The sequence below is a fragment of the Paenibacillus sp. EKM301P genome (assembly GCF_011800295.1).
GTDB lineage: Bacteria > Bacillota > Bacilli > Paenibacillales > Paenibacillaceae > Paenibacillus > Paenibacillus polymyxa.
In genome coordinates, this window is record NZ_JAALFM010000013.1 from 1 (window position 1) to 12044 (window position 12044).

Annotated in this window: 14 protein-coding genes and 1 rRNA gene; 13 read left to right on the forward strand and 2 right to left on the reverse strand. The window is 44.6% G+C overall.

The features are described 5' to 3' along the window. Both rrf and HFD99_RS21465 read left to right on the forward strand, forming a co-directional pair. Positions 1-75 (forward strand): 5S ribosomal RNA (rrf, locus tag HFD99_RS26100); the annotation flags it as partial. A 235-nt stretch (positions 76-310) separates the two neighbouring features. Next, entirely contained in the window at positions 311-730 is a 420-nt protein-coding gene (locus HFD99_RS21465) for a hypothetical protein (protein WP_013368653.1), read from the forward strand. Positions 731-1101: 371 nt separating this feature from the next. Here HFD99_RS21465 and HFD99_RS21470 read toward each other — a convergent pair whose 3' ends face one another. Next, the gene (locus tag HFD99_RS21470) at positions 1102-1629 is read right to left on the reverse strand and encodes a hypothetical protein (RefSeq protein ID WP_016818935.1); all 528 of its coding nucleotides are present in this window, start codon (positions 1627-1629) and stop codon (positions 1102-1104) included. Positions 1630-2029: 400 nt separating this feature from the next. Here HFD99_RS21470 and HFD99_RS21475 point away from each other — a divergent pair, with 400 nt between their 5' ends. The 10 genes from HFD99_RS21475 to rsmI all read left to right on the forward strand — a co-directional run bounded on the left by HFD99_RS21475 (position 2030) and on the right by rsmI (position 10048). Next, a complete protein-coding gene (locus tag HFD99_RS21475; protein ID WP_016818933.1) occupies positions 2030-2215 on the forward strand; it encodes a sigma factor G inhibitor Gin in 186 nt (61 codons plus the stop codon). A 144-nt stretch (positions 2216-2359) separates the two neighbouring features. Further along, positions 2360-3943, forward strand: a complete 1584-nt coding sequence (locus HFD99_RS21480) for an aminotransferase class I/II-fold pyridoxal phosphate-dependent enzyme (RefSeq protein ID WP_123796602.1) — start codon at positions 2360-2362, stop codon at positions 3941-3943. Positions 3944-4046: 103 nt separating this feature from the next. After that, a complete protein-coding gene (tmk, locus tag HFD99_RS21485) occupies positions 4047-4694 on the forward strand; it encodes a dTMP kinase (RefSeq protein WP_013368658.1) in 648 nt (215 codons plus the stop codon). A gap of 74 nt (positions 4695-4768) precedes the next feature. Continuing rightward, positions 4769-5098: a cyclic-di-AMP receptor gene (locus tag HFD99_RS21490; protein ID WP_007427998.1), complete on the forward strand. Its 330-nt coding sequence runs from the start codon at positions 4769-4771 to the stop codon at positions 5096-5098. A 196-nt stretch (positions 5099-5294) separates the two neighbouring features. Next, entirely contained in the window at positions 5295-5738 is a 444-nt protein-coding gene (locus tag HFD99_RS21495; RefSeq protein WP_013368659.1) for a YaaR family protein, read from the forward strand. A 248-nt stretch (positions 5739-5986) separates the two neighbouring features. Further along, a complete protein-coding gene (gene holB, locus HFD99_RS21500; protein ID WP_123796603.1) occupies positions 5987-6982 on the forward strand; it encodes a DNA polymerase III subunit delta' in 996 nt (331 codons plus the stop codon). A gap of 138 nt (positions 6983-7120) precedes the next feature. Further along, entirely contained in the window at positions 7121-7921 is an 801-nt protein-coding gene (locus tag HFD99_RS21505; protein ID WP_013368662.1) for a PSP1 domain-containing protein, read from the forward strand. A 27-nt stretch (positions 7922-7948) separates the two neighbouring features. Continuing rightward, positions 7949-8323: a DNA replication initiation control protein YabA gene (gene yabA / locus HFD99_RS21510; protein WP_016818929.1), complete on the forward strand. Its 375-nt coding sequence runs from the start codon at positions 7949-7951 to the stop codon at positions 8321-8323. An 88-nt stretch (positions 8324-8411) separates the two neighbouring features. Then, entirely contained in the window at positions 8412-9170 is a 759-nt protein-coding gene (locus HFD99_RS21515; protein WP_016818928.1) for a tRNA1(Val) (adenine(37)-N6)-methyltransferase, read from the forward strand. Beyond that, positions 9167-10048, forward strand: a complete 882-nt coding sequence (gene rsmI, locus HFD99_RS21520; RefSeq protein WP_016818927.1) for a 16S rRNA (cytidine(1402)-2'-O)-methyltransferase — start codon at positions 9167-9169, stop codon at positions 10046-10048. The genes HFD99_RS21515 and rsmI overlap by 4 nt, the downstream gene beginning before the upstream one ends. A 124-nt stretch (positions 10049-10172) precedes the next feature. Here the strand turns inward: rsmI and HFD99_RS21525 are convergent, their stop codons facing one another. Beyond that, positions 10173-10427: an AbrB/MazE/SpoVT family DNA-binding domain-containing protein gene (locus HFD99_RS21525; protein WP_007428005.1), complete on the reverse strand. Its 255-nt coding sequence runs from the start codon at positions 10425-10427 to the stop codon at positions 10173-10175. Positions 10428-10758: 331 nt separating this feature from the next. Here HFD99_RS21525 and HFD99_RS21530 point away from each other — a divergent pair, with 331 nt between their 5' ends. After that, entirely contained in the window at positions 10759-12042 is a 1284-nt protein-coding gene (locus HFD99_RS21530) for an HD domain-containing protein (RefSeq protein WP_123796604.1), read from the forward strand. Positions 12043-12044 lie beyond the last annotated feature (2 nt).

Consider the following 12044-nt stretch of genomic DNA (forward strand, 5'->3'; position numbering starts at 1 on the left):
AACACGACCGTTAAGCCCTCCAGCGCCGATGGTACTTGGACCGCAGGGTCCTGGGAGAGTAGGACGTTGCCAAGCAACAAGTAAAGAGGACCATGATCTTATTGAGATTATGGTCCTCTTTTTTGCATATAGATGTAATTTAGAAATATCCTTACAAAAGGAAGGTAACATTTTTGTTACGGAATGTAAGAGCAAACCCTGTATAATATAGGTATTGAATCCCATACACATACGCTGCTATATTGCAGAATTATGCAAACTTCATTATAGGATTTTGTATAGTCAATCAGGCTGGTAAGGAGGGAAGATCATGCGGCGAAATAAATGGCTTGCTCTATTGGTGCTATTCAGTGTCGCTGTCGCGATTCTTACCGGGTGCGTGGAAGAGGAGCCTTCTTGGACATCGTTTGAGGGTGCTGCTAACGAGAAGACGTTTCCAGTTCCCAAAGAAGCTAGTAAAACTGATCGGGCCAGTAGCAATTCGGACATGGACTATGTACGCTATGCACTGCCAGCGTTGAAGGAAAGCGATAGCCTACCTGCTCCTTATCTGGAGGAGATTGCAGCCTGGGGCTGGACTGAGGAACCGAATTTATCTACCTCGAATCAAAAGGTGTTCCAGAAAAATAAACACATGGTGCATTTGTCTGTGCATGATGGTTCTTTTACCGTATTGGTTCCAAAAGACAGAAAAGCTACTGTGAAGAGTAAAAGTGTAGACCTTAATTAAGAGTGCGATTTTCACTCAAGCATGCAACACAAGATGTATTGTAAGGTCATAATTAACTCATAGCGTATTGGTTGCTGAGCGTATAATGATGAATGATGAGATGGGGAAGCACTTGAAACTGCCGTTGTGTAGAAAGTGACTTCCTTTTGTATATTTGTGTATAGATCGGTTTACTACTTTTATGACATAGATAATGTGGGTAAATCCTATGTGGGTAAAGTTATTTAATGAGAGAACTAAGGGAATATAATTGCTAAATTATAAAAAAGGAGCAACCCGACCCGGGTTGCTCTTTTTTATTGTTTTAAGGCTGGAGCGTTGGGGATGTATTAATTGAAGTTTCGATCTGTACAGATGGGAAGTGAATTGATTTACTGTTGATAGTAGGAGGCTTCTTCATCGGTGAACTTCAACATGCCGTCTTTTCTTTCGCCTATAAGCCGACTCAAGACGTATAAACGCGGTGCAATGAGCCATAGGTGCCAGAAGAGTAAGGATACGGTAAAGGCTGGCGGAGACCAGAGAATGAATACGGCTGAAAAGCAGATACCAATCCAGAGTGTATGTATGTGCACACGACGAAAAATCCTATAGCCTATGTATTGGTCTGTCATATAGCCTAGCCAAGGCAACCTGCGATGGAACGCCCAGCGTTTGCGGAAGGCTGTCCCACCACCTATGTATAGGACAGATCGCGAGATTACGAAGTGTACCCATAAGGTTAGGAAAAGGGCAAGAGCAAACAAAAATACACTAGTCCAGGAGAAGGCTAGAAGCAGAAAGAGAAGCATAATAACAGGCAGTGTGAGGTGACTCCATATCAGCTGACGTGGTATATTGATTTTTTTGATGAGCTTGTAGTGATAGTAGGTAGCTTTGGTTCCGGTTTCCTCTGTCATGCGAACAGTCCTTTCATTAATCTACTGCATCACAAGTGGCTTCCCGTCCACAGCCGGAAAAAGGGACGGTACTTCGCTCATGCGGCTTTAATAAGCATCAATTATTTTTTTGTAATAGTATAGAGCAAGGACATCTAGCGTTAGCTAACCTATTCTATAATTACAGGAAAAGCTCTCACTGATGAAGTGTGCAAAGGCTTCAATGAAAGGGCATCCATACATAGAAGCTTTTCTTATTATATCGGCACATGCGGCTGTTTTTTTAAACATACGGGGTACAAACACCATAATAGCCCAAGGGGAATATATATAGAGTATATCGTCGAATTGGGCTATGAAAAGGTTTAAAATACTAGAAAGTGACCCATACTAATAGTAAAAGAAACAAGGTGGGATGGATATGCATGATCAAGGTGACCACCGCTGCATCATATGCGGACAACACAAACATGAAGGCATTTTTATCGTTTCCGAGTTTATCTGTGATGCGTGTGAAGCCGAAATGGTGCACACGGATGCAACTGACGCCAAATATCATTTTTTTATTGATCAACTAAAGCAAATTTGGGTTCAGAAAAATGCATAATATCCTTCGCTAGCTAGCGTTTGAAGGATGGGCATTCCAAGGTCTGTCGATACGGGCCTTTTTTTCTATGAGTAAAAGTAGGATTCCGCTTGATTTTACGATAAAATAGGGTAGATATAAAGCTTTGTTTGGAAGGATTGCAGAATGATGGGGAAAAAGGCGGTTCATGCACCATTAGTGGAAGCTCTAATACGTTACAGGTCTCAGGGAAACGCTTCTTTTCATGTACCCGGTCATAAAAACGGGCAAGTCTATAGGTATGAGGAAATGGCATCTCTGTTGCAAGAGGTGATGTCTATTGATGCGACTGAAATTACCGGACTGGATGATTTGCATCACCCAGAAGACGTGATTCGTGAAGGTCAGGAGCTGGCTGCGAAGTGCTTTGGTGCAGAAGAGAGCTTTTGGCTTATTGGAGGCAGCACGGTCGGTAATTTGGCCATGATTTTGACCGTATGTACGAAGCCGGGAGATGTACTACTGGTACAGAGAAATGTACACAAATCTGTTCTGAACGGTCTCATGTTATCGGGAGCCAAGGCCGTATTTCTAGATCCGGAAATAGATACACTAAGCGGGCTGGCGGTTGCTCCATCGACAGACACGATAAAGGCTGCTCTCAAGGCCTATCCATTGGCTAAAGGAGTATTACTTACGCTCCCTAACTATTATGGGATGGGGCATGATCTGACTGCTACAGCTAAAGCTTGTCATGCAGCCGATGTGCCGTTGATGGTAGATGAGGCACATGGTGCTCATTATGGACTGCATCCTCGTTTGCCAGTCTCTGCTCTTTCCTGTGGTGCTGATATAGTTGTCCAATCGACACATAAGATGCTTCCAGCTATGACCATGGGAGCCATGTTACATGTGCAAGGACGGAGAATTCATCGGGAACTGCTCCGTCAGCGGTTGGCTATGGTGCAAAGCTCCAGCCCTTCGTATCCATTAATGGCCTCGCTCGATTTGGCAAGATGGTATATCGATGCTTATGGCACGGATGCCTTTACAGAGGGCCTAGCAGCAGCAGACGCCTTTAGGAAGGGGCTGACGCAGCTCCCACGCTTTCGCTTGGTAGAACCTACACAGCAGGTAAGTGAAGAGTGTGGCGCTCAGAAGGGGATCTCTGAGGCCCTGGAAAGGGACGAGAAGAGAAGTGATGGTTACTCAACTCAGGACCCTTTTAAAATGGTGCTATATGATACATGGGGTGTACTAGATGGCTTTGGGTTAAAACGTGAGTTGGAGACTTACCGGTGTATCCCAGAGATGAGCGATGAGAAGCATGTGGTCTTATTGTTTACGTTAGGCTCTACAGCTAGGGATGCGAGTCACCTGTTGCAGGCTCTTGTGCATATAAATAATGATATAAGGTTTAAGTGGACGGCTGATAAGCCGGAGTTAGCGGGGATAGAGCAGCAGAGACTAGAATTGGATTTTTCCACGTGGAACAATGAGGGAATGAAGGCTTACTCCAGTCCGGTGCAGTTTGGGCTTCAACCGATTAATCCAGATCAGATGGAGATCGTGCCTGTGGAGGAATCAGCTGGCAGGATAGCTGCTGAAATGATTATTCCGTATCCTCCAGGTATCCCGCTACTATATGCAGGGGAAATGATCACAGAAGCGATTGCTCTACGGATGATTCGCCTACGTGAGCTGGGAGCTAAATGGCAAGGGATAGCAGATGAAAGTATGCTTACGATTCGGGTATTCCGTTTACAATAAAGATTAGATACTAGAGAATTAACAAATACAGAAGACTGGATAAAAGAAGCATACGCAGCCTGTGGATGACTTTTATTTTTCAGGCAGGAAAGCAGGGAATAACATGAATCGCAAAGGCATTTTTATTACGCTGGAGGGGGGAGACGGCTCCGGTAAAACAACCATGATCCAACGACTGGCGAAGTATATGGAGGAAGAAGGCCATCCAGTCGTCACGACGAGGGAACCGGGCGGCATTGAAATTTCGGAAAAGATTCGTTCTATCATTCTGGACCCTGCTCATACCAGTATGGATGCCCGAACAGAGGCGCTTTTATATGCGGCGGCGCGGCGCCAGCATTTGGTGGAGAAGGTAAAGCCGGCTATTGAACAAGGAGCTATCGTATTGTGTGACCGTTTTGTGGACAGTAGCCTGGTCTATCAAGGGTTTGCAAGAGGGATTGGCATTGAAGAGGTAGCTTCGATTAATCGCTTTGCGGTGGATGATTGGGAGCCGGATGCCACGTTCTATCTGGATATTGAGCCCGAGTTGGGATTGGCAAGAATCAATGCGTCACGAGGAGAGGAAATGGATCGCCTAGATATGGAGAGCATATCGTTTCACCATAAGGTGCGAGAGGCTTATCTGGAGCTAGCTCGCAAATTTCCGGAACGAATTACGATTGTGGATGCCTCTCCCGCACCTGAACAGGTAGAGCAAGTATTGAAGGATTTGCTGAAAAAGCGGTTTATTCAGAATTTTAGCGTATAATTGTCGAAGGATATACGGTAAAATTGAGCTAGGGACAAGGCTGTCTCTAATATGACTTGAAGGAGGAATACAGGATGAAGCTGATTATTGCGATTGTACAGGATAAGGACAGTAATAGATTATCCAGCGGACTGGTGAAAGCTAATTTCCGTGCTACCAAATTGGCCAGCACAGGGGGATTTCTGCGTGCAGGTAATACGACATTTATGATTGGTGTCGATGACAATCAGGTAGACTCGTTGATGAATGTCATTCGCAGCAGTTGCAAGGTACGTGAACAGCTGGTCACACCCGTCACCCCTATGAGTGGGACGACGGACTCTTATCTGCCGTTGCCTGTTGAAGTGCAGGTGGGTGGAGCGACAGTTTTCGTGATGCCTGTAGACCGTTTCGAGCATTTCTGAATCTACACAATAGAACCTATTTTGCCGATATGATAGTGGAAATGCCTGTTTCTCGCTCATACGATGAGAATGAGAAGCAGATCCACTAAACGGCAGCGCTACAGCGCAGCCCCCGGAAAGCCGAAGAGACTCCCGAGTTCTCTATTGAACTGTTCGTTGAGGCAAAGGAAAGCATCCGGGGAGAAAGCAGGTTTATATGAAAATAAATCCGGGCTACCGCCCTTTACACAGTACATTGTCTACAAATGAAACGAGTGCCAAGCCAATTCAGCCGAAAAGCTTCTCCGATGTTATGCAGCAAAATGGGGAGCAGGCTTCGAAGGAGGAATTGAACCGGCGCTTTAAGGAAATTCAAATGCAGGGAGATCGTCTTGCTCGCTCAATGACGATTCGTGAGTTGAAGGCTTATAAGATGCTGGTTAAACGGTTTTTGGAAGATACAGTTCGGCGAGGCGTGTCTATGAAGGACACAAAAGGATGGGATCGTCGGGGACGCAGCAAGCGTTATAAGCTGATTGATGAAGTGGATGAGCTATTGCTCAAAATGGCAGATGAGCTGCTCGATACCGAGCAAGGGAAGATTGAGCTTTTGCAAGGAGTCGGTGAGATTAGAGGCTTGCTGATTAATCTCTCATTTTAATGCAGTCTTATGTTATAAATGAATATAGACGGGCTGTTGCCACGAAGAAATAATCTGCTTGCTGATCATGCTGGCAGATTATTTTTGACTATGTACATGTGGGCAAACGTAATATGCAAATAGCGGCACAGCTATACTGAAGGACCATGATTTGAGGGTGAGAGCATCACAACATCAACAAACTCGCCCGGGAAAACAATGATTTGCTGATGATTCATCGTTGTTTTCAGTGGAGAAAGTGAGGAAATATGTCTTTCCAACATATATTGGGGCAGGATGTAGCCAAAAAAATGCTGCAAAGTGCATTGCGGAATCATACAGTCAGCCATGCTTATGTTTTTAGCGGACCGCAGGGAAGCGGACAGCTGAACATGGCACAGACCTTTGCCAAGGCTTTATTCTGTGAAAAACAGACGGATGATGCATGTAGCGAGTGCTTGTCATGCCGCAAGGTAGAGCACGGGAATCACCCGGACTTGCACATTGTGGAGCCTGATGGAGCAACGGTTAAAATCGATCAGATTCGCGGGCTTCAACGAATATTTTCATACAAATCTGAAAGCTCCAACCCGAAGGTATATATCATTCGACAGGCGGATACCATGACAGTGCAAGCTGCTAACAGCTTGCTTAAGTTTTTGGAGGAGCCTCAGATTCCCGTGGTCGGTATACTCATTTCAGAGAATGGACAGGCGTTGTTGCCTACGATTCAATCGCGGACACAGCAGGTGCCTTTCCACGCTTTACAGCCGGAAATGATGATGCAGGTGTTAATTGGGGAAGGCTATACGGCAGGACTTGTCCGGTCAGTGGTTCATATGGCTTCAGGACTGGAATCATGTAGAGAAATTCTCCAGCAGAATTGGTTTGCAGAAATTAGAAACGTAGTGTTACAATTAGTGAAGGAGTCCATGAGCCGGGGGAGTTCGTCGATTATTCTGGCTCAACAGAAGATTTTTAAAACTGGACTTTCTGAACACCTGGATATTCTGTTTCATCTGTTTCATTTGTGGTTTAAAGATATGCTTCATTTCCGTTACGGAAGGCACGAAAGCATTGTTTTCATAGATCATTTGGAGTCCGTCTCCAAATTGGCAATCACCCGCAGCACGGAACAATGGGTCTCTTATATGGATTTGGCCGCGAATTGCAGGAAGAAGCTCCGTTTTCACGTCAACGGACAATTATGCGTGGAGCAGCTTCTGATTGGGTTGTCCGATACAAGCGGTTCTATCACCGGCTAACAGGAAGGCGCGCTTGTTCCACTCTGCACAATCCGCGACGCCAGGTTCCCGGTTTGTGCGACAGTGAGACTTCAATTGCGGCCATTCTTACAATGTCGGCTACAAATGAGGTTTAGTGGCATACAAGGGGGTTAATTTTTGTATAGTGTAGTGGGTGTCCGTTTCAAGAAGGCGGGCAAGACTTATTATTTTGATCCGCTGGACCTTCCAGTGGAGAAAGAAAACTGCGTCATAGTAGAGACCGCTCGCGGTATTGAATATGGCAAGGTTGTGGTGGGCAAAAAAGAAGTAAATGATTCCGATGTTGTCCTACCCTTAAAAAAAGTCATTCGTATTGCCGGAGATGATGACGCTCTTGTTGTAGAAGAGAATAAATTGGCGGCCAAGGATGCATTCGGTACGTGTTTAAATAAAATTAAAGACCATAACCTTAAAATGAAGCTGGTAGATGTGGAATTTACATTTGACCGCAATAAGATCATTTTTTATTTTACGGCTGAGGGTCGGGTTGATTTTCGAGAGCTTGTAAAGGATTTGGCCAGCATTTTTCGTACACGAATTGAGCTGCGGCAGATCGGAGTACGGGATGAGGCTAAAATGCTTGGTGGAATCGGACCTTGCGGACGTATTCTGTGTTGTTCCTCATGGCTGGGGGATTTTGACCCGGTATCTATTAAGATGGCGAAGGATCAGAGCTTATCGCTGAATCCGACGAAAATTTCCGGGTTGTGCGGAAGATTGATGTGCTGTCTCAAATTTGAACATGATAACTACGAGAGCATGCGAGAGGAGCTGCCTCAGGTAGGTAAGATGGTTATCACCTCTCTGGGAGAAGGAAAAGTGGTAGGTGTCAATGCAGGCCATCGTACGGTACATGTTCAACTGTTTGAGATCAGTAAGGTCAAGGAACTTCCAATGGACGATGTAGTCGTCAAGTAAACCATTAGGTTGCTTCGGGGTGGAAACTTGGATAAATTAAATGTTTTTGCGCGTATTCACGAAATGGAAACCCAAATGGGACAGTTGCATAGCGATCTGGGTGAATTGAAACTGGCAGTAAAAGAGCTGCTGGAGGAAAATCAACGACTAACGATTGAAAACGAACAGGTGCGCAAGATGCTCAAACGTGAAACCTCTGGAGAAGAAAAGACGGCAAGCAAGCCGAAGCTTCCTCCTCCGATCGTCGTTAAGAATGAAGAGGAGACGGGTGAGGTCGTGGGCGAAGGCTACGACAATCTGGCAAGGCTGTATCATGAAGGATTTCATATATGCAACGTGTATTACGGACATTTGCGAACAGAAGGCGATTGCCTCTTCTGTCTGTCATTTTTGAATAAATAAAAACAAGCCGTAGGAGCAAGATGCCTACGGCTTTTTTGTAAGGAAGTATGAGTAAAAAGCGATTTAGGTTATAGGATAGGAGAGCATTATGTACGAAAATGAAAAGAAGTCTGAACGAATTGATGATCTGCTTTCACACAATCTGCGTATTATTCAGAGTGATGAAGTGTTCAGCTTTTCGATGGATGCGGTCTTGCTGGCACGGTTTGCTGGTATTCCGCTTCAGCGTGGGAAGATTCTCGATTTGTGTACGGGCAATGGGGTTGTTCCCATACTGTTGACGACACGTACCAAAGCATCTATTGAAGGAATTGAGATTCAACCACGCCTGGCAGATATGGCTAGACGGTCTGTCAGTTTGAATGGATTAGAATCTGCAATTGAGATTCGGGAAGGAGACTTGCGTGAGCTGGTTCAAATCACGGGACATGGCGTGTATGATGCGATTACCGTGAATCCTCCCTATATGCCGCTAAATGGTAGCGATATCAAGCTGAATCCTCACCAGGCCATTGCTCGTCATGAAGTGAACTGTACACTGGAAGAAGTCATCCAGGCATGTTCTCGGCTTGTCCGAAATGGGGGGAAAGTATCGATGGTTCATCGCCCACAGCGACTGGGTGAGATTATATCCTTGATGCGCAGTTATAGCCTAGAACCCAAGCGGATACGTTTTGTTCACCCACGGATTCATATGGAAGCAAATATGGTACTTGTTGAAGCAATGCGTGACGGCAAACCGGAAGTTCGTCTATTACCCCCACTCATTGTATATCAGGAAGATGGGAACTATACTCAGGAAATAAGGGAAATCTATGGAGAAGTAAGCAAGGGGGATTCAGTGTGACAGCAGCTGTACAAAAAAGCTTTAGTAACCGTGAAGAGGAACGGGGAAAGTTATATCTCGTTGCTACCCCGATTGGCAATCTGGACGATATGACCTTTAGGGCAATTAACACCCTAAAGTCATGCAATATTATCGCTGCTGAGGATACGAGGCAAACACGCAAATTGCTCACACATTTCGACATCACGCCGGAAATGCTCTTCAGTTATCATGAACATAATAAAGCTGCCAGTGGGCCTGAGCTGATACGTTATATAATAGAAGGAAAAAATTTGGCACTGGTTAGCGATGCAGGTCTACCGGCCATTTCTGATCCTGGTTCGGATCTGGTCAAGCTGGCACTTGAAGCAGAAATCAGTGTTATTCCTATCCCAGGGGCAAATGCTGCACTATCCGCTTTAATTGCCTCAGGACTGGATACAGAGAGGTTTACCTTCGCTGGATTTCCACCAAGGGAGAAAAAGGATCTAGAGAAGTTGTTACAATCATTTCAGGTATCCCATGGCACGATTCTTTTTTATGAGTCGCCCCACCGTATTGTAAAGACATTGACAGTAATAAAGGAAACATTAGGATCACGCAACGTAGTACTTGCCCGTGAACTGACCAAGCTGCATGAGGAATGGGTGCGTGGAACGGTGGAGCAATGTCTTGCAAAACTAGAGGAGAATCCACCGATTGGTGAATATTGTCTGGTCGTTGAGGGGAAAAACGAAGAGGAAGAGGAACAGGAGCGTCAGGCATGGTGGCAGGACTTATCTTTGGAGTCTCACGTCGCGCATTACGAGTCAGAGGGGCTTACGCGCAAGGATGCTATGAAGCGTACAGCTACAGACCGTTCAATTTCCAAGAGGGATGTATACAACGCACTCTTATGAGTACGTGTGTAAACAAAAAAGGGCCTTCCAACGGTTGGGTTCAAACCGTGGAAGGCAACAAGGAGTATATATGAAAAAGGTTAGAATTAACAATCTCTGATAAGTCTATTATATACTAAAATTCTCAGTTTGTCACAGGTGTTGGGATTTCGGAAATGCAATCTTGGCAAACAATTTTCCCTTTGAAGTAAATTACGTTCTCAGCATTGCCGCAGAAGATACAAGCAGGCTCGTATTTTTTAAGCATGATGCGCTCACCATCAACGTAAATTTCCAAAGCGTCTTTCTCTCCGATTCCCAGGGTACGGCGCAATTCGATTGGAATAACAACACGTCCGAGCTCGTCAACTTTTCTTACAATACCAGTGGATTTCATCATAATAAATCAGGCTCCTCTCGCCGTTTAAAATAATATAAGTGTCATCATTCGACAAAATTTTCTCTTTTCTGATATTTACTATACCAACGATTCCCAAAACAGTCAACCTTAAAAAAGTAGTAACAGCCTAATTATGCAAAAGTATTTAGAACAAAGAGCTTTATTCATGTGAATTACCTTATTTTACGGATGATTTGTCTTGTGTGTCGATTTGGAAATGTCGAAAAGTGATAATTCGACATATTACGACAAACAATGTCGAATAAGGGAGGGCGTTTAGGATTTTATTGTATTTTAATCCATTATTCCGAATATTAAAGGAGCTGATATCTTGCACCAGCCACTCAGTGAAGAAAAAGTTTTTAAGGACCCGGTACATAATTACATCCATGTTCAGGATACTGCGATATGGCGATTGATCAATACGCCGGAGTTCCAACGTTTACGACGCATTCGGCAGTTAGGCACATCTTATCTGACGTTTCATGGAGCGGAGCATAGCCGGTTTTCACATTCACTGGGCGTATACGAGATTACGAGACGCATCATTTCCCAATTTGAACGTGGAGACTTTCCCGACTGGCCAAAGGAAGAAAGACTGGTTGCTCTGTGTGCTGCTTTGTTGCACGATGTGGGGCACGGTCCATTTTCTCATTCCATTGAAGAAGCCTTTCATATGAACCATGAGGATTGGACATGCCGCATTGTACTGGGCGACACGAAGATTAACGCTGTGCTACGGCAAGTGGATGAGATGCTGCCCCACAAAGTCGCGGCGGTTATAGCCAAAACGTATGATAAGCCGATTGTTGTCAACCTGGTAACAAGTCCGCTCGATGCTGACCGTATGGATTATTTGTTGCGGGATGCTCATTCGACAGGTGTTAACTACGGAACGATTGATTTGGATCGTATTTTACGTTTGTTGCGTCCTCATAATGGGAGAATTGTCGTAAAAGAGTCGGGTATGCATGCTGTAGAGGATTATCTAATGTCACGCTATCAGATGTACTGGCAAATTTATTTCCATCCTGTAACACGCAGCTCGGAAATCCTGTTACGTAAAATTTTTAAGAGAGCAAAGGAACTGTTCAAAAACGGATATGAGTTTGGTTTTCTGCTTGATCCGCTGCCCGATCTGTTAAAAGGAGAACTAACAGTGGAGCAGTATTTGATGCTGGATGAGTCTTTGATTCAGACGGTATTTGGCCAATGGAAACGAGAAAAGGATGAAATTTTAAGTGATTTGAGTAGCCGTTTTATGGATCGTAGATTGTATAAATATGTAGAGATTGAAAATATGGATACAGATACCGTTGACCATATTCGAGAGGCTTTGAAAGAGGCTGGATTGCATCCTGAATATGATCTTGAAATTGATTTTCCAACAGATCTTCCTTATGATGTGTTTCGGCAGGGCGGCTCAACGGACAACCAGATTTTACTGCTTGGACGTCAGGGCGAGGTGCGGGAAATATCCGAAGTTTCGGAAATTGTGCGCTCAATAAGTGGCATTCACCGAGGAAAATATCACATGTATTTTCCCCAAAATAAATTGAATGGGGTAAAAGACAGGCTTCCTGCCGAAATAAGGAATTATTTTGTCAAACAATAGAC

Excerpts from the sequence above, each read along its gene's own strand:
- HFD99_RS21490 (WP_007427998.1), top strand. The coding sequence starts at position 4,769 with ATGAAGCTGATTATTGCGATTGTACAGGATAAGGACAGTAATAGATTA.
- HFD99_RS21470 (WP_016818935.1), bottom strand. The coding sequence starts at position 1,629 with ATGACAGAGGAAACCGGAACCAAAGCTACCTACTATCACTACAAGCTC.
- HFD99_RS21525 (WP_007428005.1), bottom strand. The coding sequence starts at position 10,427 with ATGATGAAATCCACTGGTATTGTAAGAAAAGTTGACGAGCTCGGACGT.
- tmk (WP_013368658.1), top strand. The coding sequence starts at position 4,047 with ATGAATCGCAAAGGCATTTTTATTACGCTGGAGGGGGGAGACGGCTCC.
- HFD99_RS21515 (WP_016818928.1), top strand. The coding sequence starts at position 8,412 with ATGTACGAAAATGAAAAGAAGTCTGAACGAATTGATGATCTGCTTTCA.
- holB (WP_123796603.1), top strand. The coding sequence starts at position 5,987 with ATGTCTTTCCAACATATATTGGGGCAGGATGTAGCCAAAAAAATGCTG.
- HFD99_RS21465 (WP_013368653.1), top strand. The coding sequence starts at position 311 with ATGCGGCGAAATAAATGGCTTGCTCTATTGGTGCTATTCAGTGTCGCT.
- HFD99_RS21475 (WP_016818933.1), top strand. The coding sequence starts at position 2,030 with ATGCATGATCAAGGTGACCACCGCTGCATCATATGCGGACAACACAAA.
- HFD99_RS21495 (WP_013368659.1), top strand. The coding sequence starts at position 5,295 with ATGAAAATAAATCCGGGCTACCGCCCTTTACACAGTACATTGTCTACA.
- HFD99_RS21480 (WP_123796602.1), top strand. The coding sequence starts at position 2,360 with ATGATGGGGAAAAAGGCGGTTCATGCACCATTAGTGGAAGCTCTAATA.